The organism is Acinetobacter sp. LMB-5 (assembly GCF_001541635.1).
Lineage (GTDB): Bacteria > Pseudomonadota > Gammaproteobacteria > Pseudomonadales > Moraxellaceae > Acinetobacter > Acinetobacter pittii.
In genome coordinates this window covers 196,043-220,728 of record NZ_LRDR01000008.1, presented here as the reverse complement: position 1 = coordinate 220,728, position 24,686 = coordinate 196,043, and the positions used below count along the sequence as shown (strand labels likewise).

General features: G+C 37.1%; 24 protein-coding genes. 12 read left to right on the top strand and 12 right to left on the bottom strand.

The annotated features are described in order from the left end of the window. Together AW165_RS13175 and AW165_RS13170 are read left to right on the top strand one after the other, a co-directional pair. The gene (locus tag AW165_RS13175) at nt 1–351 is read left to right on the top strand and encodes a YbjQ family protein (protein WP_002116377.1); all 351 of its coding nucleotides are present in this window, start codon (nt 1–3) and stop codon (nt 349–351) included. A gap of 7 nt (nt 352–358) precedes the next feature. Continuing rightward, complete coding sequence (locus AW165_RS13170) at nt 359–793, top strand: YbjQ family protein (RefSeq protein WP_002116525.1); 435 nt, start codon at nt 359–361, stop codon at nt 791–793. Here AW165_RS13170 and AW165_RS13165 read toward each other — a convergent pair. From AW165_RS13165 to AW165_RS13155, 3 genes are read right to left on the bottom strand one after another with little or no spacing between them, the layout of a single operon-like run. Next, entirely contained in the window at nt 790–1,224 is a 435-nt protein-coding gene (locus AW165_RS13165; RefSeq protein ID WP_017402613.1) for a nuclear transport factor 2 family protein, read from the bottom strand. The genes AW165_RS13170 and AW165_RS13165 overlap by 4 nt on opposite strands. A gap of 54 nt (nt 1,225–1,278) precedes the next feature. After that, nucleotides 1,279–2,085: an SDR family NAD(P)-dependent oxidoreductase gene (locus AW165_RS13160; protein WP_005064503.1), complete on the bottom strand. Its 807-nt coding sequence runs from the start codon at nt 2,083–2,085 to the stop codon at nt 1,279–1,281. A 25-nt stretch (nt 2,086–2,110) separates the two neighbouring features. Then, nucleotides 2,111–2,782, bottom strand: coding sequence for a hypothetical protein (locus AW165_RS13155; RefSeq protein ID WP_060466089.1), 672 nt, complete (start codon nt 2,780–2,782; stop codon nt 2,111–2,113). Nucleotides 2,783–2,978: 196 nt separating this feature from the next. On the opposite strand from AW165_RS13155, the gene AW165_RS13150 reads away from it, so the two are divergent. The 3 genes from AW165_RS13150 (at nt 2,979) to AW165_RS13140 (ending at nt 8,585) form a co-directional block, all read left to right on the top strand. Then, complete coding sequence (locus AW165_RS13150) at nt 2,979–5,876, top strand: valine--tRNA ligase (RefSeq protein ID WP_044101603.1); 2,898 nt, start codon at nt 2,979–2,981, stop codon at nt 5,874–5,876. 71 nt (nt 5,877–5,947) lie between these two features. Beyond that, a complete protein-coding gene (locus AW165_RS13145; protein WP_060466088.1) occupies nt 5,948–7,573 on the top strand; it encodes an AAA family ATPase in 1,626 nt (541 codons plus the stop codon). Next, on the top strand, nt 7,566–8,585 hold the full coding sequence (locus tag AW165_RS13140; RefSeq protein ID WP_060466087.1) for a DUF4435 domain-containing protein: 1,020 nt from the start codon (nt 7,566–7,568) through the stop codon (nt 8,583–8,585). The genes AW165_RS13145 and AW165_RS13140 overlap by 8 nt, the downstream gene beginning before the upstream one ends. Before the next feature lie 57 nt (nt 8,586–8,642). Here AW165_RS13140 and AW165_RS13135 read toward each other — a convergent pair whose 3' ends face one another. Then, nucleotides 8,643–9,659 (bottom strand): molecular chaperone DnaJ, encoded by a 1,017-nt coding sequence (locus AW165_RS13135; RefSeq protein ID WP_060466086.1) that lies wholly within the window; start codon nt 9,657–9,659, stop codon nt 8,643–8,645. A 128-nt stretch (nt 9,660–9,787) separates the two neighbouring features. Next, nucleotides 9,788–10,693 (bottom strand): AEC family transporter, encoded by a 906-nt coding sequence (locus AW165_RS13130; protein WP_060466085.1) that lies wholly within the window; start codon nt 10,691–10,693, stop codon nt 9,788–9,790. A gap of 116 nt (nt 10,694–10,809) precedes the next feature. Here AW165_RS13130 and AW165_RS13125 point away from each other — a divergent pair, with 116 nt between their 5' ends. From AW165_RS13125 to AW165_RS13115, 3 genes are all read left to right on the top strand, one after another. Then, the gene (locus AW165_RS13125; protein WP_060466084.1) at nt 10,810–11,694 is read left to right on the top strand and encodes a LysR family transcriptional regulator; all 885 of its coding nucleotides are present in this window, start codon (nt 10,810–10,812) and stop codon (nt 11,692–11,694) included. Nucleotides 11,695–11,999: 305 nt separating this feature from the next. Continuing rightward, a complete protein-coding gene (locus AW165_RS13120; RefSeq protein ID WP_016143347.1) occupies nt 12,000–13,187 on the top strand; it encodes an ammonium transporter in 1,188 nt (395 codons plus the stop codon). Between the two features lie 138 nt (nt 13,188–13,325). After that, complete coding sequence (locus AW165_RS13115) at nt 13,326–14,036, top strand: phosphatase PAP2 family protein (protein ID WP_081410654.1); 711 nt, start codon at nt 13,326–13,328, stop codon at nt 14,034–14,036. 1 nt (nt 14,037) lies between these two features. Here the strand turns inward: AW165_RS13115 and AW165_RS13110 are convergent, their stop codons facing one another. From AW165_RS13110 to AW165_RS13085, 6 genes are all read right to left on the bottom strand, one after another. Then, nucleotides 14,038–15,372 (bottom strand): ATP-binding protein, encoded by a 1,335-nt coding sequence (locus AW165_RS13110; protein ID WP_060466082.1) that lies wholly within the window; start codon nt 15,370–15,372, stop codon nt 14,038–14,040. Between the two features lie 23 nt (nt 15,373–15,395). After that, the gene (locus tag AW165_RS13105; protein WP_002116411.1) at nt 15,396–16,070 is read right to left on the bottom strand and encodes a DNA-binding response regulator PmrA; all 675 of its coding nucleotides are present in this window, start codon (nt 16,068–16,070) and stop codon (nt 15,396–15,398) included. Between the two features lie 14 nt (nt 16,071–16,084). Next, complete coding sequence (locus tag AW165_RS13100; protein WP_060466081.1) at nt 16,085–17,734, bottom strand: phosphoethanolamine transferase; 1,650 nt, start codon at nt 17,732–17,734, stop codon at nt 16,085–16,087. A 178-nt stretch (nt 17,735–17,912) separates the two neighbouring features. Beyond that, nucleotides 17,913–19,205: a DcaP family trimeric outer membrane transporter gene (locus tag AW165_RS13095; RefSeq protein ID WP_002116353.1), complete on the bottom strand. Its 1,293-nt coding sequence runs from the start codon at nt 19,203–19,205 to the stop codon at nt 17,913–17,915. 273 nt (nt 19,206–19,478) lie between these two features. Beyond that, a complete protein-coding gene (locus AW165_RS13090; RefSeq protein ID WP_014207513.1) occupies nt 19,479–19,670 on the bottom strand; it encodes a hypothetical protein in 192 nt (63 codons plus the stop codon). A 73-nt stretch (nt 19,671–19,743) separates the two neighbouring features. After that, nucleotides 19,744–21,003: an MFS transporter gene (locus AW165_RS13085; RefSeq protein WP_060466080.1), complete on the bottom strand. Its 1,260-nt coding sequence runs from the start codon at nt 21,001–21,003 to the stop codon at nt 19,744–19,746. Between the two features lie 128 nt (nt 21,004–21,131). Between AW165_RS13085 and AW165_RS13080 the strand changes: the two genes are divergently transcribed. From AW165_RS13080 to AW165_RS13065, 4 genes are all read left to right on the top strand, one after another. Then, the gene (locus AW165_RS13080; RefSeq protein ID WP_060466079.1) at nt 21,132–21,758 is read left to right on the top strand and encodes a lysophospholipid acyltransferase family protein; all 627 of its coding nucleotides are present in this window, start codon (nt 21,132–21,134) and stop codon (nt 21,756–21,758) included. Between the two features lie 66 nt (nt 21,759–21,824). Further along, a complete protein-coding gene (locus AW165_RS13075) occupies nt 21,825–22,742 on the top strand; it encodes a patatin-like phospholipase family protein (RefSeq protein WP_014207516.1) in 918 nt (305 codons plus the stop codon). A gap of 105 nt (nt 22,743–22,847) precedes the next feature. Then, nucleotides 22,848–23,309 carry an NfeD family protein gene (locus tag AW165_RS13070; protein WP_016143172.1) on the top strand — a complete coding sequence of 154 codons (462 nt, stop codon included), beginning with the start codon at nt 22,848–22,850 and terminating at the stop codon, nt 23,307–23,309. Nucleotides 23,310–23,337: 28 nt separating this feature from the next. After that, complete coding sequence (locus AW165_RS13065) at nt 23,338–24,192, top strand: SPFH domain-containing protein (protein WP_002116544.1); 855 nt, start codon at nt 23,338–23,340, stop codon at nt 24,190–24,192. A gap of 71 nt (nt 24,193–24,263) precedes the next feature. On the opposite strand, the gene AW165_RS13060 is transcribed toward AW165_RS13065, so the two are convergent. Further along, nucleotides 24,264–24,632, bottom strand: a complete 369-nt coding sequence (locus tag AW165_RS13060) for an MmcQ/YjbR family DNA-binding protein (protein ID WP_060466078.1) — start codon at nt 24,630–24,632, stop codon at nt 24,264–24,266. Nucleotides 24,633–24,686: the final 54 nt, after the last annotated feature.

The following is a 24,686-nucleotide window of genomic DNA, read 5'->3' as shown; positions in this document are numbered from 1 at the left end:
ATGTTATTAAGTAATTTAGAAAGTGTTCCAGGCCACCAGATTGTAAAGCAGCTGGATGTTGTTTACGGAAGTACCGTTCGTAGTAAGCATGTTGGCCGTGACTTGATGGCAAGTTTAAAAAATATCGTGGGTGGCGAACTGACGGGTTATACCGAATTATTAGAAGAATCTCGCCAAGAAGCCATGCAGCGTATGATTGTAAAAGCCCAACAGCTTGGTGCGAATGCAATTGTGGGTATTCGCTTTTCAACTTCCAATATTGCACAAGGTGCTTCTGAGTTATTTGTGTATGGCACAGCAGTGGTTGTGCAGCCTCAAGCACCTCATCTACCCGATCCATTTAATGCATAGGTAGAAAATGGACAATCTTATTTTTCAGCTTGTTATTTTTCTCATTCTTTTCAGCATTGGTTGGGCTTTTGGCCGCCATATTGAACGAAAACATTTGAATGAACTTCTAGAAAAAGAGCAACAATTTGCCCATATCAGAATTGATACCAATCGCTTTGCAACAAGTGATCAGCTAGGCCACTTTATTAGCAGTAATGTTGTGATTTCTCATGATTACTTTAAATATGTATTGGCATCTATAAAAAATGTTTTAGGTGGAAGACTAACCAGTTATGAAAGTATTGTTGAGCGTGCTCGCCGAGAGGCGATTGTACGTTTAAAACAACAAGCGCAAAGTGTCGGTGCTACTCATATTATGGGAGTTCGGCTGAGTACAACCGAACTCGGAATGCAAGGCGGAATGGTCGAAGTTTTTGCTTATGGAACAGCAGTTAAAGATTAATACTGCCCAACCTCAGAAAAATGAATACGTGGATTACCAATATTTTTAGTTAAATGTTGGCAAATTCGGGTAATTTTCCAACGGTCTTGTTGTTTTGCCAAAGTAAAATAATAACGACCAAAAGAATGAAAATAATCATTTTCTGAAAAACGATAAATTTGATAATTACATTCTAGCCATGCTTGATCTTGTTCAATCCGAATTAGAGGATTGCTCAAATTGTGTTGTAGTCGTAAATGGGATAAGGCTTGCTGCCGAGAACCTTTATATTCATGACAAGACACGACACATAAAGGCTCTCCTCTAAATTGGAAATAGTCCACCTCAAGTTGATCTGCCAACAACTCATCAAAAGCATCCCAATTTTTCTGATCAAAGACCAATTGAAAACGCGTGACGACTTCTAAAATACGGTGATAATCCTGATCCATGGCGAACCTTCTATGCGGGCTTTTCCATCAATTTAGCACGGCGAAATCACTTTTTTATTTTACTTTTGTTTTCCGAATCATTTTATAAAGAAGTTTTGGTGACATCCGAGAAACCATCACCCCTAGTTTTTCTTTGGCCCCACCCACAACAATATATTCTTGCCCCTGTACTAACGCTTTTACAGCTTGCTCGGCAAAAACATCTGCCTCTAAACCATTTTCAATTGCTTCATCTTGATGGCCTTGAGGTTCCCCTGCGCCATTGAGTGCATTGAAAGAAACATTAGTTTTTACAAAACCAGGGAAAATAACCGAAACTTCGACACCTTGATCTGAGACCTCAGCACGTAAACTATTTGCCCACATGTGAATTGCCGCTTTAGCAGCCGAGTAGCTTGCACGGTACTGTGTACCTAATAAACCCGCTACACTCGACACAAATACAACTCTGCCAGACTTCTGTTTTAGCATAGTTGGTAGGACGGTTTTGGTGAGTGCAACTTGTGAGAAATAATCGACTTCCATGATGGCGCGTTCGGTTGCCATTGTCGTGTCTTTAATTAAAGCGCGTTGACTCAAACCTGCATTATTGATGAGCCAATCAATACGACCTTTCGCCTTTAAAATCTGCTTGTAAGCTTCTTGAACCTGCTTTTCATCAGTAATATCTGCAACCACAGACAAATGATGATCGGGATTTAATAAGCCAACCCGCACTTCTTCTAATTCTTCAAAACGACGCGAGGTCAAAATCAACTTTGCGCCTTGTAAAGCCAACTCCCCTGCTAAGGCCTTACCCAAACCAGAAGATGCACCCGTAATCCATACCACTTTATTTTGCAAAGTATCAAGTTTGGCCATGTGATGTTCCTATTATCTTTTTAAATTATGCTGCTTGATGCATGAAGGCCAAAAAGTGGTTGATATAATGAGTTGCTGTGGTCTGATCGACCTGTGTCCCTAACTTTTCCAAACGTTTATAGCCCAAATGCGTCGTCATGTTGATCACTCCGTTAAGAGTTTTATCGACAACCAAATTAAATTTTAAACGCTTTTTAGGTTCACGTACTAGGCTTGTTACGCCTAAATCCACAATTTGTATGAGTGTTTCAAATGCAGCCGTAATACTTTGCATATTACCGTCACGAATTTGCTGTGTAAGGGTTTGGGCTTGTTGCACAAGTTGAAGCGTGACCGGATAGGTAATATAAACTTGCTGCTCTTGCTCTTTCATGAGGGATGTCATGTAGTCAACCAAGGGTAAAAGACGTTCATTTCCAAAGAATGAAACTGACCAAGGCATGTATTTTCGAAAAGTCTCTAAAACTTGCTGAATAACTTTTTCAGACTCAGCTTGTTGTTTTGGAGACATGCTTGCATTTCCTGACTGTAAAAGCACAGAAAAAACCTGCTCAATAATTTCACAAGAAAGATCAGAGAGTACATCGCCTAAAGGTTTTGCCTGACTTTGGCTTACCCCATCATGCAGTTTTTGCCGAATAGCCTCAAATTGTGTATAAGTCGAATCGGAAATTTTCAAAAAAACTTCATAACTCATCAGCAACATCCTTTTTCAATTCTTTTGTAATTTTTGTGCCGTGTCGCCACACGATTAAATTGTGATCCATCTTTCATAAATCTACCGTTTTTTGAAAAAAATACAAAACCGTTTATCTGTTTTCAGCACATTAATTTCGAGGCATTTTTTTGCTACAATAGATGCAATTTTTTATGCATATTCGATCTAAGCTACTATGACTGACGCTCAAACCGCTCAAAATATTGCAACCACATACGATCCAACCGAGATCGAAAAGAAGTGGTACAAAACGTGGGAAGAACAAGGTTACTTTAAACCTTCTGGTCACGGTGAATCATTCTGTATCATGATTCCGCCACCAAACGTCACTGGTAGTTTGCACATGGGCCATGGTTTTAACAATGCCATTATGGATGCCCTCACCCGTTATAACCGCATGATGGGTAAAAACACGTTGTGGCAACCAGGTACAGACCATGCTGGTATTGCAACTCAAATGGTTGTTGAGCGTCAACTTGGCTTACAAGGTGTAACTCGTCACGACTTAGGCCGTGAAAAGTTCATTGAAAAAGTTTGGGAATGGAAAGAACAATCTGGCGGCACAATTACGAAACAAATCCGTCGTTTAGGTTCTTCGGTAGACTGGTCACGTGAACGCTTCACGATGGACGAAGGTTTATCAAACGCAGTTAAAGAAGTATTCGTTCGTTTGCACGAAGACGGCTTAATTTACCGTGGTAAGCGCCTAGTAAACTGGGACCCTAAACTGCAAACAGCACTTTCTGACCTTGAAGTAGAAAGCAAAGAAGAAAAAGGCTCACTTTGGCATTTTAAATATTTCTTTGAAGACAAATCAGTTAAAACTCAAGACGGCAAAGACTATTTAGTGGTTGCAACAACTCGTCCTGAAACTTTACTGGGCGATACTGCGGTTGCTGTTCACCCTGAAGACGAGCGTTATGCACACCTTGTTGGTAAAAACATCGTATTGCCAATTACTGGTCGTTTAATTCCAATCGTTGCCGATGACTACGTTGAAAAAGACTTCGGTACTGGCTGTGTAAAAATTACCCCTGCACACGACTTCAATGACTATGACCTAGGTAAACGCAATAGCTTGCCTATCATTAATATCTTCAACAAAAACGCCGAAGTTTTAGGTGAGTTTGAATATATTGCAAAAGCTGGCGAACAAATTTCTAAAACTATTACTGCACCTGCAGACTATGCTGGTTTAGAGCGTTTTGAAGCACGTAAAAAATTAGTTGCCCAAGCTGAAGCTGAAGGCTGGTTAGATCAAATCCAACCATATGACTTAAAAGCGCCACGCGGTGACCGTTCAGGTGTGATCATTGAGCCATTATTGACTGACCAATGGTATGTAAAAATTGCGCCTCTTGCTGAGCCTGCAATTGAAGCAGTTCAAGATGGCCGTATTAAGTTTGTTCCAGAGCAGTACAGCAACATGTACATGGCGTGGATGCGTGATATTCAAGACTGGTGTATTTCACGTCAGCTTTGGTGGGGTCACCGTATTCCAGCTTGGTACGATGAAAATGGCAACATCTATGTTGGCCGTAACGAAGAAGAAGTACGCGCGAAAAATAACATCGCTGCTGACGTTGAACTTAAACAAGACGAAGACGTTCTTGATACATGGTTCTCATCTGCACTTTGGACATTCTCAACTTTAGGTTGGACTGGCGACGCACAAAAAGATGCAGCAAATGATTTCTTAAAAACTTTCCACCCAACAGATGTGTTGGTGACTGGTTTTGACATCATTTTCTTCTGGGTTGCCCGCATGATCATGATGACCTTGCACTTTATGAAAAATGAAGATGGTTCATCGCAAGTTCCATTTAAGACTGTTTACGTTCACGGCTTGGTACGTGATGGTGAAGGTCAAAAAATGTCGAAGTCTAAAGGTAACGTACTTGACCCATTAGACTTGATTGACGGTATTGATTTAGAAAGCTTAGTTGCAAAACGTACAACTGGCCTAATGAACCCTAAAGATGCAGCGAAGATTGAAAAATCAACGCGTAAAGAGTTCCCAGAAGGCATTAATGCTTATGGTACTGACGCAGTTCGTTTCACGTTCTGTGCACTTGCAAACACTGGTCGTGATATCAAGTTCGACTTAAAACGTGTTGAAGGCTACCGTAACTTCTGTAACAAAATCTGGAACGCAACTCGTTTCGTTTTGATGAATGTTGAAGGCCAAACTGTTGGTCAAGAAGCGCGTCCTGATCTATGGGAACTTCCAGAACAATGGATTATCAGCCGTTTGCAAAAAGCAGAAGCTGCTGTACATCAAGCGTTTGCAACGTATCGTTTAGACCTTGCTGCTCAAGCGATTTACGACTTTATCTGGAATGAATACTGTGACTGGTACGTTGAGTTAACTAAACCAGTTCTGAATGATGCAGAAGTTTCAGAAGAGCGTAAAGCTGAAGTACGCCGTGTATTACTTGCTGTGATGGAAGCTTCATTGCGTTTGGCTCATCCGCTTATGCCATATTTGACAGAAGAAATCTGGCAGACTCTTGCACCAATGCTTGGTCAAGGCGGCCCAACGATTATGACTGCTCAATACCCGATTCCTGAGCAAGCAAAAATCAATGAACAAGCTGAAGCAGATATGCAATGGCTTCAAGGTTTGATTGGTGCCGTACGTAACATCCGTGGTGAGTTGGGCTTAGGTAATGCGCGCTTGTTGCCAGTATTACTTCAAAACACATCTGATGCTGAACGTGAACAAATTATTCGTATTGAAGCATTGTTCAAAGCATTGGCTAAAGTTGAAAGCATTGAGTTCTTGAATAAAGACCAAGAACCACCTTTGTCTTGCTCTAGCGTTGTAAGCCATGCATCGGTATTTGTACCAATGAAAGGTTTAATTGACCCTAAAGCTGAGCTTGCTCGTTTGCAAAAAGATTTAGATAAAATCCAAAAGCAACATGACCAAATTGCGGGCAAACTTGCAAACGAAGGCTTTGTATCTAAAGCACCAGCAGCGGTTGTTGAAGGTGAAAAAGCGAAGCTTGCTGAGTTTGCTGCTCAGTTAGAGAAAGTTAAAGCGAATATGGAGCAAATTGCTGCGCTTTAATCTTTAAAGTTTACAATTTAATCTGTAGTATAAAGGGTTGATTATTCAGCCCTTTATACTAAGATTAACATATGAAAAATTTTACTTTAAAAGCATTTAAAATATTGAATTTAAACAACGAATATGATGTTTCTCTAGAATTTCGTGACAATAAAAAAATTATAGTTTCTGAAAATGGTAGTGGAAAAACTACAATTTTAAATATTTTTTACAGTTTTTTTTCTTTAGATTATAAGTCAATCTCAACTTATAATTTTGACTCGATTATTATAATACTTTCTAACAATCTAACTTACAAATTTTCAAAATTAATTTTAAGATCTTTTTTAGACTCAGAGCGACTAAATAGTTTAAATGATTTTATCAATAGTGACTTTATAGAAATATATAAAGATTTTATTCAGAGAAATAATATAAATCCCAATAAAGAAGAAATTCGCCCTCTTAACTCTACATTTACTGCATTAATTTATCTGTATGTTTATGAAAACAAATTTAGTAGCAAAGTAATAAAAAATACAAGCTCAATAATAAAATCTGAATTAAAATCAAAAAACAACAATGAAATTTTAAAAATAATAAAAGATTATGAAGACATTCTATCACTTTATTTTCAAGATTATAATGATATATTTCAAAACTATGAAACATCATTAAAAAATGAACAAAATATTAATGAACTATATCTCAATATAAAAAGTAAATCTAAAAACCAATCAAAAAACATAATTGAAGATATGCAAGAACAGCTAAAAACAATGGAGGTCCGTGTTAATTTATTCAAAGAATTTAAAGATTTAAAGATTATTTACCTACCAACATATCGTAGAATTGAGCATAACATCGATTCTTTGTTCGATGAATTTAGCAACAATGAATTAAATTATGAATTTATGATTAATAGTAATGATATTAAAGAAAAGTTTATGAGTAATAAGCTAATTCAATTTGGTATAGAAGATATCGAAAACACTTGGAGAGATATATCAATAAATCTAAGAAAATCTATGATTGATGGATTTAATAAGTTTAGTGGTCTCATGCTAAAAAACTCAATTTCCTTCAAAAACCCAACCAAAAATCAAATTCAAGGTTTATCTGAAAAAATAAATACAATAAAAATTATATTTGAAAGACTAGGTGAGGACAACATTTCAAAAGAGACGAAAAACAAAATAATTGAGCTATTAAGCACTAAAAATCAATTAAATCATGAAAAATATAATTTCTTATACTATATGTTAATAAATTTAATAAAGATTTATGAAAATCAAGAAAAGTCTGAAATAAATATAAAAAAATTTGTTAATATTTCTAATGAATTTTTTAATTTCAATAACAAAAAAATTATTTATGATGAGAACAATGTTGATATAAAAATATTAAAAAAATATAAAAAAGAATATAAAACTATTGAATTAAACAATCTATCATCAGGTGAAAAACAAATTATTTCACTTTTTACTAGATTACTATTAAAAGAAACTAGTGAAGAAGTAAAATATTGGATAATAATAGATGAACCAGAATTATCTCTTTCGATAGAATGGCAAAAAATTTTATTACCAAATATATTAAAAACTGATAGATGTGAATTCTTATTTGCAACTACACACTCGCCATTTATATTTTCAAATGATTTAAAAATCAATACTGCTGATCTTTCTCTAGAAATGAAGGAATCTAACAATGACTGATCGCGTACAATCCATGTTAGCTGAGTTAGAAGATGACTCTGTCACTTTTAAAATTTTTATGGAAAAATTTGAAAAAAACTCAAACAGATATTTTTTATTTTTTGAAGGCGAGGATGATATAAATTATTATAATATTAGCTTAAATTCCTATCTAGGATCATTTCAAGAGGATTGGGATTATATAGTTTCTTATGGTCGAAAAAATGTTGAATTAATTATAAAAACCTTAGAAAACCATACTAAACAAGAATATAGATCATCATTTTTTTTTGGTTTTATTGATAAAGATTATCATGAGAATCCACCATCCTCTAATAAAATCTATATGACACCTTATTATTCAATTGAGAATTTCTATACTAATGATATTTTCATTCGTAATATTTTAATTCATAAGTTTAAATTTACAGATGAAAATCAACCTCTCAGCTCATCCGATTACAATATATGTTTTAATAAATTCATGATACTTCTAGAACAATTTATTAATATAATTCAAGATCTAGATGCTTTAATTCGAGCGAATAGACTCATGTATGAAAATAATATTACAGATTTAAAAATTAATGCACGGGATCTAAATTTAGATAATATTATTTATATAAGCTTAGATGAGGTAAAACTACGCATAAATCAATCATTATTTGAATTTATTAATGTAGACGAAGATAATTTTGAATCTACTTTTTTAGAAAAAGCTAAGTTATTTTATAAAAATAAAGGCTTAACTGAGCTAAGTTATTTTATCCGTGGGAAATTCATGCTTTATTTTATTCATAACTTTATTTTCAGATTAAAAGAAGCATCTCAAAATAGAGAATTAAAAAAAATATACTATAAAAATACAATAAAGAAGTGTCGAGATGAAAATAGGAAATTTAAATCAATTAATATTTCTGTTTATAAAGAAAGCCATGATATTATTTCCGATTTCTCTCAATATGCGATTCGGCCTATATGCCTTAATTCTTTTTTAGAAAGAGTTGCTACAAATCATAAAAAAATTGCTTAAAAAATCAACTTGCTCCTAATCTCATATCTATTAGGATTAGGAGCATTTACTTAAAAATTAAAGCACCCCACCACCCAACAACATCTCTATCCCACTCACTTTTTTCATATGTTTTAAACGTTCCTTTTCCCACTTCAACTGCTGCTTTAGCTCAACACAGTCAGCATCTACCGCTTTATAAATATCACTAATATGTACATGCTCTGCTTTTACATTTTTTGCTAATTGAAAAGAATCTAAAATCTCAGCTATTTGGCTTTCAAGCTGCTTACTTTGTGCATCTAAAGCGAGTTTATAAAACCGCAACTGCTCAGCAGATAGCTCTTTAGCGCCTAGCCCTTTATTCTGTTCAAGCTGTAACTGAAGTTTGAGTAAATAAAACAAATCCTGCTTTTCATAAGCCTGACTTGCCTGTTGGAACAGCTCCGTTTTTTCTTCTTTTTTAGTTTCATCTTGCTCGCGGTCTGGGTGAATCATCGCGGCAATTTTTAAATAGACTGTTTTAAGTGACTGCGCTGCCATTTGCTCAGCTTGTTCACGTTTCTGTTGTTGTCTTTGCTGTTTAGCTTGTTCCCGCGCTTGTTGTTGCTCGGCAGCATACTGTTCAAAGTCTTCTTCTAACTCTACGCTTTGCTCAGAATTTTCATCATATTCAAATTGTATTGACTGAGCTTTTTTATTCTTTTTTGCCGATTCCGCTGCATGTTGCTGATAAAAGGTATCGATCTGCTTTACCAGCTCCAACTGTTCAGCAGATAGCATTTTTGAGCGCTTCAACATTTGTGCAAGCTGGGCAATTTTTTCATCGATTTGTTGTATATCCGCTTTAGAAAACTCATGGCTATGCAATATATTCCAAAGTTGCTCTAACTGCTGAAATAGCACTATATGTAAATCATTATACACAGGCATCAGTTTTTGGCGTATGTGCTGTTGAATCTCAGCTTGTGCATTTTGCCATGTGCTCAGGCTAACTTTTTGCTGTTCTATTTTATCAATCAGGCGATTCAGTTTTTTCTGCTGTGCAGACGGCTCAGACCTTTGCTGCAAGCTGACTTTGAGATCAAAGGACATACTCATCCACCTGAAAAAGAAAAAAGTGTAGCAATAATCAGATGAGGAAGGTAGTAAATCATTTATTAAGTCATCATCAACCTATTCATTTTTAAAAAATAAAATGTGTCTTAACTAAAGTTTATATTTTAAGAAATCCACCAAATCACTAATGGCAAAGTCACGGCAGCACATAGAGTTTGAAAGCTAATCACGGCTGCCATAAGTTGACTATCACCACCCAAAACTTTGGTTAAAATGTATGAAGCAGAAGCAGTCGGTAGCGCAAAGAAAATGACTAAAATTTGTGTTTGCAAACTTGGTAAATCAAACCACATGCAGACCATATAAGCCAAAGCAGGTACTGCTAAAAGTCGAGCAAACGTATCTGCTGCCAATACCATAATGTCTTTTTTAATTTGCATAAACTGTAAAGCTGCGCCAACACATAACAACCCTAGTGGCAAACTCGACACTGAAAAAAGCTTAATAAACTGAGTAAAGCCTTCCCAAATTGGGATTTGAAGTGCATTGACTGCTGCTCCGACCACACATGATGCAATCAACGGGTTTTTAAGGAGTGCAATCAAAACAGGTTTAATTGCCATGTGTTCTTTAGAGGTTAGAGCAAGCACCGAAATAACATTCACAAGCGGAATGCAAAGCGCCAATAAAATTGCCAGTATTGCCATTCCTTCACTTTTAAAAAGCGATGTCACTAAAGCCAAACCAATATAGGTATTAAAGCGAACCATACTTTGTACGTGCACACCAAAACGTGCAGGTGGTATGTGCCAAAATATTCGGAGGATGTATAAAAAGATGGTGACTGCTAAAACCACAACCAACATCGCAATGATGGCTGTACTCAAGCTTTGTAAGTCAATTTTTGCGGTCGATAGCGTACTAAAAAGTAAAGCGGGAAATAGAATATAGTAATTTAACTTCTCTGCCCCAGCCCAAAACTCATCGCTAAAAAAACGATATTTTTTAAATAAGTATCCCGATGCAATTAATGCAACTAAAGGAAAGAGAGATAAAACAATACTATTCATTTCTTTACTCGAGTTTTGTTAGGGCTTGCTGTTTTGGCAATTCGCTTGGCTTACTCATATATTAAAGATAATGAAAACTCATGATAAAATGAGTTTTTACTCATAACAAATACAACATGACATTTACCCAGCTTGAAATTTTTGCACTCATTGCTGAACTAAAAAGCTTCACTGCTACTGCAGAAAAGCTGGGAATTTCACAGTCGGCAGTTTCCCATGCGCTTAAATCATTAGAACAACAATGGGGCATTAACCTGATTTCAAGAACTCAAAGCGATATTGAGCTCACCACGACAGGCCAGCAGCTACTTACACATGTAAAAGAGTTATTGAGTATTTCCGATACATTAGAAAAAGAAGTGGCTGCCATCCACGGTTTAAACGAAGGAACATTACGTATTGGTTCTTTTGGGGCTTCATCATCTATTTATCTATTGCCTGAAATTTTAGAAACCTTTCGGCAGCGCTACCCTAAGATCGAGATTTATATTGATGAAGGTGAAGATAAAGAAGTTGCCCAGTGGCTATTGGAACGGCGTATAGAAGTTGGTTTCTTGATTATGCCAGATGAGCGATTCGATACATTCCCTTTGATTGAAGATCGTTTTGTGGCCCTAATTCCGAATAGTTACTCGCTCGCCCAACAACTCTATATTGATCCAGTACAGCTAGAAAATTGCCCTTTTATTATGACAATGGCGGGTAGTCGACATCAGGTCGAATTAATTTTAAAAAACTTTGATGTGAAACCAGACATCAAGTTTTATGTGTCACAAATTCTAAGTATCGTCAGCATGGTCCATAACCAGTTAGGGATTTCGATTGTCTCTGATATGGTGCTCACCAAAGAGTTACTCTCACTCTATCCAAATGTAGTTAAACGCCCTTTTAAACCGAACCTTAAACGTTCTATTGGTCTCGCAGTCAAAAATAAAAAGCACATGAGTCCCGCTGCAAAAGCTTTTATTGAAGTCGCACAATCGGTTTGGTCAGATCATTAATTGAATATGAGCGAGTCTTTTTTAAACTTTGAGAACGAACTCTTTCAGGTCAATTTATAAGCGTATTAGATGACTTGTAACGTAAAAAGCGCCAAAACCGCCCCTCTTTAACCAAATCAACGCACCATTTATCGCCAAAAACTACTTATTTAATCCAAATTGGTGCGCTTATTGCATATTCACTTTTATGCAATTGAGTTTGTTTCGACAAACTTAGGTTTTTAGATTCCTTAAATCTATTTTGGTGCAATTTACAGACCCAGATTTGTTCCAAAATGGAATTTAGCACTTTTTTCGAGCATGCTATGCAAAATGTAGATCTATTTTTCTTATTACTTGGTGCTGTTTTGGTTCTTGCCATGCACGCAGGTTTTGCATTCTTGGAACTTGGTACGGTTCGCCATAAAAATCAGGTGAACGCACTTAGTAAAATTCTGACTGACTTTGCCCTTTCTGCAATCGCATATTTCTTTGTTGGCTACTACATCTCTTATGGCCAGCACTTCTTCCATGATGGTACGGTTTTATCAAGTGATCATGGCTATAACCTTATGCGTTGCTTCTTTTTACTCACTTTTGCTGCGGCAATTCCTGCCATTATTTCGGGTGGTATTGCTGAACGCGCAAAAATGCGTTCACAAGCAATTGCCACACTCGCTTTAGTTGCGCTGGTATATCCATTTTTCGAAGGTATGGTCTGGAATGGTAACTACGGTCTGCAAAAGTGGTTAGAAACAACCTTTGGCGCAGCTTTTCACGACTTTGCGGGTTCAGTCGTAGTTCATGCCATGGGCGGTTGGATTGCACTTGCTGCTGTCATTTTATTGGGGGCGCGTTCTGGTCGTTATAAGAAAGATGGTCGTGTAAGTGCTCATCCGCCATCTTCTATTCCATTTTTAGCGCTTGGTTCATGGATTTTGATTGTTGGCTGGTTTGGCTTTAACGTGATGAGCGCGCAACGTGTTGATGCAATTTCTGGTCTGGTTGCCATTAACTCACTCATGGCTATGGTTGGCGGAACCATTACAGCAAATGCGATTGGAAAAAATGACCCTGGTTTCTTACATAATGGTCCACTTGCTGGTTTAGTGGCAATCTGTGCAGGCTCTGACATTGTTCATCCAATCAGTGCACTTGTTATTGGTGGTGCAGCTGGGGCTATGTTTGTATATCTATTCACCTATACTCAAAACAAACTTAAAGTTGATGATGTACTTGGTGTCTGGCCGCTACACGGCGTATGCGGCGCATTCGGTGGTATCGCAGTAGGTTTATTTGGTCAACAATGGCTTGGTGGCTTAGGAGGTGTCTCATTCATCTCTCAACTCATCGGAACAGCGCTCGCGATCGCTATTGCGCTTGCTGGCGGCTTTATTGTTTACGGCTTGCTTAAAGCAACTATCGGCATTCGTTTATCTCAAGAAGACGAGTTCCGTGGTGCAGATTTGTCTATTCATAAAATTTCAGCAAATTCTGAAGAGGGTATGTTTTAATACTTTCTAAAGTGCTCAGGGCGACGATACTTCTCGTCGCTTTTTTATTTTTAAGGAAAATTGAACTTCTTTCTTCAGTATAGTTTAAGAGCAATTTAAGTTTTATTTTATGTAATGCCTTTACCCACAATCTAATTGATGTTGCATGGCATGAATCAACAAAAACAATTTTTCCAGATTAATATCATTCTTCTGTTTTTCAGTTTTTTTCTGCTTTTAATCGTTTTTCCAGTGGGTGGGAAAATTGATATGTACCTCATCCACCCTTGGATTGATTCAACAGGTCATTTTTTCAATCGAGACAATTGGTATCTGGAAAGACTTAACCATGAGATTGTAAAGCAGATCATTACTGGCATTTATGTCATCTTTTTGGGTCTATGGCTTGCATCATTTAAAGTTGAGAAATTAAAGCTTTATCGCTGGCAATATGGTTATATGTTTTTTGTGAGCATGATTGGTAGCGCACTGGTTGGTCTCTTAAAATCACAATCTGCTCATGCCTGCCCTTGGAATATGGTTCATCCTAACAGCCTAGGTGGCTATATTTGGGACTTTACTGCGAAACATGGGCATTGCTTTCCGGGCGGCCATGCAAGCGCTGGTTTCATTTTAATGACAGGTTATTTTGTTTATCGTCTTGAGCAACCTAAACGTGCCTATTTTTATCTCATTTCAGGCATTTTATTAGGATTTATGATGGGATGGGCACAAATGATGCGTGGAGCACATTTCCTGAGTCATAATTTATGGACTGGTTGGGTCATTTGGGCGGTAAATATCTTATTTTATGCCGTTTGTATTCACCGCTTTGAGTTTGAAAAACGAGTCAAACAAGAACTTGTCTAACTCAAGTCCTTGTTTCGTGAACATGTAAAATCTTTGGAAGTTTAACCAAGACCGAAAGTCCACCAAGCTCTAAACTTCTGTCTAGTGTCAAAGTCCCACCTAAACGTTGAGTTGCTCGGTCAACAATGGATAGACCTAAACCACTCCCCACTTCAAGATGATGATGTACACGATAAAAACGCTTTAGAACTTTATCATAATGTTCTGGGTCGATCCCCGCGCCGCTATCTTCAATTTGTATACACGCATCGCCATCTGTAGCAGTGAAAACAGAAATATTAATCATCCCCTCATGAGGGGTATATTTGATGGCATTATCAATTAAGTTAAAAATAATTGAATGAACAGTTGGCTCAACACTATGCATTTCAATTGGCTCGTTACGAACAAGGCCCAAGTCGATTTCTTTTTGCATAGCCAGATTAACAAGCTGTTCAACACAATTTAAAGCGACATCATTAAGCTGAAAAGCTCTCGTCGGTTCAATCACACTTAAAGATACATCCTGCTTAGCCAGCGCTAAAAGCTGTGTCACCAAGTGCTGAATACGCGCTAATCCTTTACTCAAATTTTGCAGCGATTCCTGCTCAGGAAATTGACTAATTAAAATTTTAGTTTGTAAATTTAAAGCAGTCACAGGGGTTCTGAGTTCATGGGCTGCATCTGCAATGAACTGTTTCTGCTCGTTTTGTGCCTTAGAAATGCGCTCGAAAAGTCGATTCATTTCATCAATTGTGGGTAACAATTCTTGAGGATAATCTACAACTTCAATAGGCGTCAGCTCTTCTGAGTCACGATGAGTCAGTTCATTTTTAAAGTCATCAATCGGCTTTAGCCCACGACGAATAATTGCAGCTAAAGCAAAAATCGCAAAAGGTAAAATAATCAAATATGGAATGAACATGCTACCTGCAAGTTCCCAAGCAAAAGCCTCACGAACCTTTTCTTGCTGGCTAATCTGAATCTGGTAATCCTTTAATGGCAAAACATAAGTACGGATTAAGCCATTACTGGTTTTATGTGAGTAAAAGCCAGCTTGTGTGACAGGTGGAACCAATAAATGGAGATGGTGTGATAAATGGGCTTGATCTTTATAAGCCCAAATATCTACAAACAGGTCTTCTTCATGATAAGTTTTATGAAAATCAAATTCACTGCTTACCGTTTTCAATGGATATTCAGCTGTTCGCTCAGCTAAATAACGCATTTGGGTATCTAAAATTTCATCAACTTCTTGCAGTGCAACTTTATACGCACTAAAAATTAATATACAACCTAAGATGACACTGAAAATTGAGGTGCCCCAAATCAGTCGTTTTTTTAATGAATAATGCACTGTTATGAAGTTCCAAAATTAAGTTACGATTGCCCTAAACGGTAACCCAATCCTCGAATAGTTCGGATAAAGTCTTTCCCGAGTTTAGCTCTCAGGTGATGCACATATACTTCAATCGTATTACTGGTCACATCACTATCGAAATCATATAACTTATCTTCAAGATTTGCTTTAGAAAAGATTTTATTTGGGTGGCTCATTAAAGGAATCAGAATTGCCCACTCACGATTAGACAAATCAATACGCTGTCCTTTGAATGTAGCAATGTGTTGTTCAACATTTAAAACCAGATCACCACTTTGTAATAGTTGCTCATGATTCGCAAGCTGAGCCTCTACGCCACTACGGCGTAATAGCGCATGAATACGGGCAAGTAACTCATCAAACTCGTATGGTTTGATCAAGTAATCATCTGCACCATGATTTAAGCCATCAACACGGTTTTGTAACTGATCTCGCGCTGAAATAATTAAGACGGGAGTTGCTGCTCTTTGGCGAATTTGCTTTAAGACCTGCATGCCATCCATCATAGGTAGCCCTAAGTCCAAAAGAATTAAATCGAATTTATTTTTAGCCAACTGAGCCAGACCGTCTAAGCCATTATTGACCCACTCCACTTCAAATTGATGATATTGCAGCAACGTTATTGTTGACTCTGCAATCATAAAATCATCTTCAATCATCAAGATTTTTGTCATGTTCTAGGCTCGCTTTAATTCACATGGGCACAAGAGTGCAGCATATCCAGTTGAGGGTTGATGACCTGAGTTTTTACACCTAACAAACTCAGTAAGCTTGGGAATAAATTATCCTGACTTAACTTTTCTTTAGTTTGTTGGCCTAAACAACTCACTTGTGCAAGGTTGTGTTGTTTCCAGCTATCAGAAAACCACATCATCATTGGTACATGCGTTTGTTGGGTCGGTGCAATTGCATACGGTGAACCATGTAAATATAAACCATGTTCACCCGTCGATTCACCATGATCAGATAAATACCATAAACCTGTTTGATATTTCGATAATTCTTTTAGGTTATTAATGATCTGACTTAACACATGGTCTGTATATACAATTGTGTCATCATAACTATTTAATAACTCTGTTTGAGAACAACCCTGTATCGCATTAGTATCACAAGTCGGTTTAAACGGTTGATATTGGGCAGGTGCACGCTTGTAATAGGCTGGACCATGACTTCCGACTTGGTGTAAAACAATGAGTCGCGGACGAGTATCTTCTTTAGGAATAGTCGCTAAATACTCATTTAAGCTATCAATTAAAATATCATCATAGCATTCGCCATCTTTACACCATTTTTGCTTTAACTTTTCTGGTATTTTGTACTGTTCAACACGATCACAAGTGCCCTTACAGCCAGAGTTATTATCAATCCAAGTTACTTGGTATCCCGCACGTTTAGCAATGTCCAATAGACCTTCACGGTGACTTGCTAGTTGTTCATCGTAGTCAACACGAGGCATTCCGGAGAACATACATGGAACCGACACAGCAGTTGCTGTACCACATGAGCTGACTTGGGAAAAATTCAAAATATCTTGTTTGGAAAGTTCCGGATTCGTATTTTTCGAATAACCATTTAATGCAAAACTTTCCGCACGAGCTGTCTCACCAACAACGAGAACCATTAATTTAGGCAAGTTGCTTTGTACTTGCTGAACTTGATGAGCATCTTCTCCATAATGTATAAGTGGCAAGTTCTTCTTAGGTGCCATTTTGTGGTAATAAGACATTAAGGAAGAAATGCTATTTTGTGGTGAGATCATACCTTTCAAATCACGATGCTCACGAAAAATAGATGCAAAATCAACATAGTAAACAAATAGTAAAATACCCACGATTGCACATGAGGCTACAATCGAACCAAGCTTTTTCATCAATAAATAAGATACTTTTTCTCGTTTAAGCTTTACTTGAGTAATTAAAATAATCGGCAAAGCAACAAAGAAAACTGTCCAAAGCCCGAAACGCAATGAAATTAAATCAGAAACTTCAGAGACATCAGTTTGTATCATATTTTGAATCTGATCAGGTGAGATAATTACACCTAATGTATTGACGAAATAAGAGCTAAAACCACCAATCACGATGAGTAAAATTGCCAAAATTTTAGCAGTCCATTTCCAGTTTAAAATCTGTAAAATCGCACAATAAGCAGCAACCACAATAACTACTGTAGCAGCTAGAAATAGAATAGCCTTTATTCCAAAATATGGAGTTAAAAGATGTACTTGGTGATAAAAACCAATATTTAGAACTGCCCCTAACCAAATGGCTATAATCAAATTAAACATAAACAGCGAAATCTGTTTATTTTTTAAAGTAGAAAAAAAATTCAGCATCTTGGGTGACTACAATCTTTTTATGATGCTCTAATGTAGAAATTGAAACTTAAAAATGACTTAAATAAAAAATGATCTAATTCAGAAGCTTTAAAGCGTACCGATTCTTTTAATTTATATAAAAAAAGACGAGATTAGATTTAATCTCGTCTTTTGAGCTTTTAACTAAATATTGTTTTTAGAAACTATATTTAGCCATTAAACCAACACGGTTGTCTTTGTAATCATCACCAGCAAAGGTTTCGCGTTTACCATTGACATATTCAATACCTAAGTCAATTGGTTTAACTGGTGTATAAATGACGTTGAGCCATGCTTGCTGAACTTTTTCATTACCCGCAGTATATGCTTTAGCATAGTCTGTGCCATCATCAGCGAATTGAGCACCGTATGCTAAAGTAGCACGTAGGTTAGGTAAAATCTTATAAGTTCCACCCACTTGTACAGCTACAAATTCATTTTGCTCAATATTATCATTAACTAAAGTATAAGCAGAATTACTACCATATAAGTAGTTACTGTTACCTACAACATAAGAAGCATCAGCAAAGAGTTTTAAAGGATCTGCTACTTTAAAGTCAGTACCTGCAGCAACACCCCACCCAGTCTGGTCATCGCCCTTTCCTGATTTGTAGTTTTCAACAAAAGCTCGAGCAGAAGCATTACCATTACCACCAGCATAGCCTTGAGTAATTTTAGCTGTTAATACAGGTAATCTATATTTAACTGAGTCACCTGTTGCTGAACTATTACCTTCCTCAGCTGAAACAAATAATTGAGTCGCAGGAGCTAATTTATAGTTATAACGTACTTGTGGAATACGTGTTGTACCACCACCAATGTTCGTCGAAAAGTCGATCATTTCTGGTGCGTGGCTCGCCAAGAAGTTAGACGTTGTTTGACCAAATAGCCAGTTGTTATAAGTTAAATAAGCATGACGAATACGTACGTTTTCAGATTTGTTATTGTCACCACTTGCAAAGTCCAACTCAATTTTACCACCAACTTTGGCATTGCTTACAGGAGCAGTAAAATCTAAACCTAGACGAGTCGTTTTAGCAGTAGCACGCAATTTATCTTTTGCTTCACCATTAGACTTACTTACATCAGCGAAGTCACCATCCGCACCTTCGATAATATAGTTAGCATCGCCACGAACAAAACCATATAGATTCACATCAGCACCAGTTTTAGATTTTAATGATGCTAATGGAGAAGCTGGTGCAGCAGCTTGAGGTTGTGCCTTAACTTCAGCTAACTGTACTTGCTGTTGTTGCTGTACTTGCTGTTGTTGTTGCTGAACTTGACGTTGTTCTTGAATTAAAGCTTTTAACGCTTCAACTTCTTTACGAAGCTGTTGAATTTCCGCTTTGTCGGAAGTCGCAGCATGTGCCCCACTCATCATTAAAGCTGTAACTGTAAGAGCTAAACTTTTAATAACGAAAGATTTACGATTAAGGAATAGATCCATCAAAAACTCCTAAAAATATATTTTATGTTGCCTATCCATGCCAAGTTGATTTACGCCATTAAATTAGGGGCTAAAAAATCAACTCTCCTCCACATTGGTTACATTAATTTTATTACCGCAACCAAAACCAATTTCAACGTTGTGCAAGACTAAAACCGATAAACAAAGACATAAAAAAACATACTTTGATTTACAGATTTTTACCTTAACTTCATGTTGTAACGAATCCTACACAACTCTCTTATCTTATAGAATGATTAAATCGTTATTTCATTATTCTTTTTTAGACTTTAGGCTAATAACCAATCTAATTGAACATTTTTCTGCCCATTTTGATTGATTCACATGATTTTTCTTGTTATCCAAATCCATTTTTTCTCCATTTAGCTTCCATTTGCTACCCACACAAGATGGCACAATTAATTGAGCATTTAAATAGCTAAAAATATACATTTTTAAAAACATAGACAAAGGTAGTAGATAAAGCTTAGATCACTGCTTGAGCAATATTAAAGTTCTTTATTTCATTTAGTTAACATTATTTTTCCTGTAGTTTCTCATGTTTCCATAGGAAAATAGGCAGTAAACTGATTACTGCAATAATGACAATAGCTATCAAATAATGGAAATAACCGAGTAAATCTCCAATCACACCACTAAAACTATAAAGAAGACCACTAACAGTCGCCATGACTGAAACCTGAAAGGTAAAATCTGTCCCCGCGTACTCTTTTCGACTGTAATGCATGACCAGAGTCAACATAACCACCAATAGCATTGCCGCAAATGCATCTTCTAAGGCATTGACTGTATATATACCCCAGACATTCAACTGAATTTTTTGTTCATAGGCATAGGCTAAATAAGTATAGGCTCCTAGACTCATAATTTTAAAAACTGAAAAACCAATTAATGCTGTTGGTCTTGAAAAGTATTTAAGCACGCCTCCTGCTATTGCCGCCCCAGCGAGTGCTGCTACTGCACCGAGCATCGTGATGTAAACACCAATTTGAGTAAAACTTAATCCTATATCCACCATTAAAGGTTTAAGTAATGGCCCTGCTAAACCGTCTGCTACTTTAAAAGTGATCAGTACCATTAACCAAGAGCGGAGCTCTTTATTTTGAGAGAAATATCTTAGGTAAGCTTTAATTTTTAGGACTAAATTTTGCTGATCAAGTTTGAGTTCGCGACTCGCATGAGAAGTATGTTGAGGCTCTTTAAATAACCAAATTGGTAGAGTATTTAAAAATACTATGGTTGCTAATAGCAAAAAAGTGGGTTGCCATGTTAACCAGTCTAAGCACCAAAGTACGGCGCCTCCCCCAACAATAAAACCTAACCGCGAACCAATGACCTGAAATGTATTGCCCCAATGCTGCTGATCATGTTTTAACAAGTTGACTGCTAAAGCATCGGTAGCAATGTCTTGTGTTGCTCCAGTTAAGTTCATAAAAAGAAGGGAAATAAAAAATGCGAATAAATAAATAGGTTGATCTAAAGCTTGAACGGGGAAAAAAGACAAAATACACAGTACACCCACAGTCAAAAACTGAGTAGGTAGAATCCAACTACGATAATGTCCTAAATGGGAAAGTGCGTGTCGGTCGACCCACGGCGCCCAAAAAATCTTGATTGACCACGGTAACATTAATAAGCCAAAGCCACCAATATGGGTGAGTGAAACTCCTTCTGCTCTTAAGATCACGGGTAAAGCGTGGGTCATAAACCCAACAGGCAGTCCTTGTGCCCAATATAGAGAAAATAGCAGAAGATAAAGATTTTGCTGCCGCAACATAGAAACCTACTTTTTATTTGTTTAATGAGGAATAACATCAAATGTCATGTTGTTCTTACATTTTGCCAATGAAGCATATATTTCAAAAGATTAAGATAAAACCAGGACAAGTTAAAATTTAAAAAAATATGCATCAACATTTCCCTAATTTACCTGATTTAGTACCTCAACGCGGTACTGCTTTAAGCCGAGCGCTATTTAAAAAACTTTTTTTAGCGCAAGGTTGGACAATTGAAGGTGAAGTTCCTAATTTGCCAAAAGCAGTGGCGATTATTTCCCCCCATACTTCCAATATTGATGGATGGTATGGATTTCTTGCGATTTTCGGATTAGGTATTCAAATTACGGTGTTAGGTAAAGATGCTCTTTTTAAACCACCATTTAAACGAGCTTTAGATTGGGCTGGAGTTATTCCAGTTAAACGTGACACAGCCAATGGACTTACTGAGCAAGTCGTTGCAACCATTCAAAAATATGACAAGATCTGGATTGGAATGGCGCCCGAAGGCACACGTAAAAAAGCAAAAAAAATGAAAAGTGGCTTTTATCATATCGCTGCAAAAGCCAATATTCCCATTGTGATGTTTTCTTTTGATTATGATCACAAGACGATTCACTGCTTAGGTCACCTAAACCCAAGTGGCAACTATGATGAAGATCTCACCAAGATTTTTGAGCGTTATGAAGGAAAAATTTCACCTAAAAATCGCAATTGGCTTGCCGAACCTTTACAAAATCTAGTGAAAAAAACCTAGCAAAAATTGAGCAAATCTGGTCTCATGAGCCCTCTTAATTTATCTCGACATAGATTATTTTTAAAGATGAAAATTGCTCAATTTGCCAGTATTGGATTTATCTCTCTAGCACTATTTGGCTGTGATAAATTTAGCAAAACACCAACACCGACAACCTCAATGAAAGCCCGTGAACCTGTGATTGCACTTGCTTTAGGTGGCGGTGGAGCAAAAGGATTTTCACATATTGGTGTAATTAAGGTTTTAGAGTCTCACGGAATTAAACCTAAAATTGTCACGGGTACCAGTGCCGGTAGCTTTGTTGGAAGTATCTACGCAAGTGGACAAACGCCTTATCAATTGCAAAGTCTGGCTCTAAAGTTACAAGAGTCAGATATCCGCGATTTAACACTTAATCGTCAGGGTATTATTCTTGGACAAAAGTTACAGGACTACGTTAACCGTAATGTAGGCAATAAACCGATTGAGAAGTTCCCAATCCGTTTTGCTGCCGTGGCAACACGCCTTGATAATGGTCAAAAAGCTGACTTCATTAAAGGTAATGCAGGCCAAGCCGTACGTGCATCTTGTAGTATTCCAAATGTGTTTGTACCAGCGACAATTGGCAAGCAGAAATATGTAGATGGTGGATTGGTTAGCCCAATTCCTGTTAAAACAGCTCGTGACATGGGTGCAGATATTGTCATTGCAGTCGATATTTCCGCGCGTCCAGCAGGAAATCGCCCAGCCAATATGTGGGGACTACTGGATCAAACCATTAATATCATGGGTCAACAAAGTATTAATGAAGAGCTCAAGCAGGCCAATGTTGTCATTCAACCTAAAGTTGGTCATCTAGGTACTCTTGATCTCAAATCAAGTAACCAAGCAATTTTGGAAGGCGAAAAAGCAGCTCAAGCGCAAATACGCCAAGTTGAAACTGCAATTGCAAACTTCAAAAAATCTCCAGCTGCGTTTAAGCCTGCACCACGCCCTAAATTCTAATTGAGGTGGTTTTTTTCTATCCACACTCCCCATCATCTGCTACAGTGGTAAAAGTGATATTGAGTCACTTTTACCCATCATAAAGATATATAAAAGAGCAGATCTATGGAGTTTGTTATACAACCTTGGCACTGGTTTGTATTGGGTATCTTACTTATTCTTTCTGAACTGATTCTACCCGCCTTTGCCGCGCTTTGGTTTGGTATTGCCGCCATTATGGTGTGCTTTCTCTACTGGTTATTTCCAGATATTAGCCTCACAACGCAAATTGTATTGTGGATAGTTCTGTCAGTGCTATGCACCATTCTTTGGTTCAAATTTATTAAACCATTATCAATTGATAAGACTAAAGCGGGATTACCGCGTGAAGCGACTATTGGTCAAATTGGTATGGTGATTCAAACCGGTCTCGACCATGATCAAATTATCGTTCGCTTTCCAATGCCTATTTTAGGGGCCGATGAGTGGAACTGCCGAAGCACCACACCAGTCAAAGTCGGTGATCGTGTGAGAGTTATTGATATTTCGGGTAATGACTTAATTGTCCAGTCCCATGGTACTTCATAAACATTAAAGATAAAGAGAGGGTATTTTCATGCCAGTCGGTACTATTATTGTTTTAGCCTTTTTGGCTTTTGTGGCTGTCACCATTTTTAAAGGGGTTCGTATTGTTCCTCAGGGTTATAAGTGGATTGTTCAACGTTTAGGGAAATATCATTCTACCCTTAATCCGGGGCTTAATTTTGTGATTCCCTATGTTGATGAAGTAGCTTATAAAGTTACCACTAAAGATATTGTGTTAGATATCCCATCTCAAGAAGTGATTACGCGTGACAATGCTGTATTACTCATGAACGCTGTGGCATATATTAATTTAACCACACCAGAAAAAGCGGTTTATGGTATTGAAAACTATACATGGGCAATTCAAAACCTTGTACAAACTTCATTACGTTCTATTGTCGGTGAAATGGATCTAGATGATGCTTTGTCTTCACGAGATCATATTAAAGCGAAGCTCAAAGCTGCGATTTCTGATGATATTTCAGATTGGGGTATCACTTTAAAAACTGTTGAAATCCAAGACATCCAACCCTCTTCTACCATGCAAGCTGCCATGGAAGCTCAAGCTGCGGCAGAACGTCAACGTCGTGCTACAGTAACGAGAGCTGATGGTGAAAAACAAGCTGCAATTTTAGAAGCTGATGGTCGCTTAGAAGCATCTCGCCGTGATGCAGAAGCACAAGTTGTTTTGGCTGAAGCTTCACAAAAAGCCATTGAGATGGTGACAAGTGCAGTGGGTGATAAAGAAACGCCAGTTGCTTACCTGTTAGGTGAACAGTATGTTAAAGCGATGCAAGATATGGCGAAATCAAGCAATGCTAAAACTGTGGTTTTACCTGCCGATGTTTTAAATACAATTCGCGGAATTATGGGAAAACATAATTAATTTAGGAACTTTCAATACGTAATTGAAATCAAAACGGCGACTACTATGTCGCCGTTTTATTATGTTTTATATTATTGGTTTTTTAATTTTTTCTGATCTTTCAAAGGGAGTTTTTTTACAACCAAATCATAAGAATCGTGAATTAAATCTTGAAGTAAATCGGTTGTTAAATTCTTATGCGGTGTAATCGAAATCCAGTGTTTTTTATTCATGTGATATCCTGGAACAATAAATGAATAGAGTTCTTGATATTCCTGACTTTTATAAGGATCACATTTGACATTAACTATTTTGACGTCAGCTACTTCTGCTGTCAGCATGAATATTTTTTCTAAAATTTTAAAAACTTCATATTCGGGCCCAAATGGATGGGACTGTTGACTAAAGGGAAGATTGCGAGCGATTTCAATTGCAGCTTGATGAAGCTGAGCACCATTCATTCTTTTCTCCCTTATTCATTGAATATGAATAGAAGTTATGAATATTGATTTAAT

Excerpts from the sequence above, each read along its gene's own strand:
- AW165_RS13175 (WP_002116377.1), top strand. The coding sequence starts at position 1 with ATGTTATTAAGTAATTTAGAAAGTGTTCCAGGCCACCAGATTGTAAAG.
- AW165_RS13170 (WP_002116525.1), top strand. The coding sequence starts at position 359 with ATGGACAATCTTATTTTTCAGCTTGTTATTTTTCTCATTCTTTTCAGC.
- AW165_RS13165 (WP_017402613.1), bottom strand. The coding sequence starts at position 1,224 with ATGGATCAGGATTATCACCGTATTTTAGAAGTCGTCACGCGTTTTCAA.
- AW165_RS13160 (WP_005064503.1), bottom strand. The coding sequence starts at position 2,085 with ATGGCCAAACTTGATACTTTGCAAAATAAAGTGGTATGGATTACGGGT.
- AW165_RS13155 (WP_060466089.1), bottom strand. The coding sequence starts at position 2,782 with ATGAGTTATGAAGTTTTTTTGAAAATTTCCGATTCGACTTATACACAA.
- AW165_RS13150 (WP_044101603.1), top strand. The coding sequence starts at position 2,979 with ATGACTGACGCTCAAACCGCTCAAAATATTGCAACCACATACGATCCA.
- AW165_RS13145 (WP_060466088.1), top strand. The coding sequence starts at position 5,948 with ATGAAAAATTTTACTTTAAAAGCATTTAAAATATTGAATTTAAACAAC.
- AW165_RS13140 (WP_060466087.1), top strand. The coding sequence starts at position 7,566 with ATGACTGATCGCGTACAATCCATGTTAGCTGAGTTAGAAGATGACTCT.
- AW165_RS13135 (WP_060466086.1), bottom strand. The coding sequence starts at position 9,659 with ATGTCCTTTGATCTCAAAGTCAGCTTGCAGCAAAGGTCTGAGCCGTCT.
- AW165_RS13130 (WP_060466085.1), bottom strand. The coding sequence starts at position 10,693 with ATGAATAGTATTGTTTTATCTCTCTTTCCTTTAGTTGCATTAATTGCA.
- AW165_RS13125 (WP_060466084.1), top strand. The coding sequence starts at position 10,810 with ATGACATTTACCCAGCTTGAAATTTTTGCACTCATTGCTGAACTAAAA.
- AW165_RS13120 (WP_016143347.1), top strand. The coding sequence starts at position 12,000 with ATGCAAAATGTAGATCTATTTTTCTTATTACTTGGTGCTGTTTTGGTT.
- AW165_RS13115 (WP_081410654.1), top strand. The coding sequence starts at position 13,326 with ATGTTGCATGGCATGAATCAACAAAAACAATTTTTCCAGATTAATATC.
- AW165_RS13105 (WP_002116411.1), bottom strand. The coding sequence starts at position 16,070 with ATGACAAAAATCTTGATGATTGAAGATGATTTTATGATTGCAGAGTCA.
- AW165_RS13100 (WP_060466081.1), bottom strand. The coding sequence starts at position 17,734 with ATGCTGAATTTTTTTTCTACTTTAAAAAATAAACAGATTTCGCTGTTT.
- AW165_RS13095 (WP_002116353.1), bottom strand. The coding sequence starts at position 19,205 with ATGGATCTATTCCTTAATCGTAAATCTTTCGTTATTAAAAGTTTAGCT.
- AW165_RS13090 (WP_014207513.1), bottom strand. The coding sequence starts at position 19,670 with ATGTTTTTAAAAATGTATATTTTTAGCTATTTAAATGCTCAATTAATT.
- AW165_RS13085 (WP_060466080.1), bottom strand. The coding sequence starts at position 21,003 with ATGTTGCGGCAGCAAAATCTTTATCTTCTGCTATTTTCTCTATATTGG.
- AW165_RS13080 (WP_060466079.1), top strand. The coding sequence starts at position 21,132 with ATGCATCAACATTTCCCTAATTTACCTGATTTAGTACCTCAACGCGGT.
- AW165_RS13075 (WP_014207516.1), top strand. The coding sequence starts at position 21,825 with ATGAAAATTGCTCAATTTGCCAGTATTGGATTTATCTCTCTAGCACTA.
- AW165_RS13070 (WP_016143172.1), top strand. The coding sequence starts at position 22,848 with ATGGAGTTTGTTATACAACCTTGGCACTGGTTTGTATTGGGTATCTTA.
- AW165_RS13065 (WP_002116544.1), top strand. The coding sequence starts at position 23,338 with ATGCCAGTCGGTACTATTATTGTTTTAGCCTTTTTGGCTTTTGTGGCT.
- AW165_RS13060 (WP_060466078.1), bottom strand. The coding sequence starts at position 24,632 with ATGAATGGTGCTCAGCTTCATCAAGCTGCAATTGAAATCGCTCGCAAT.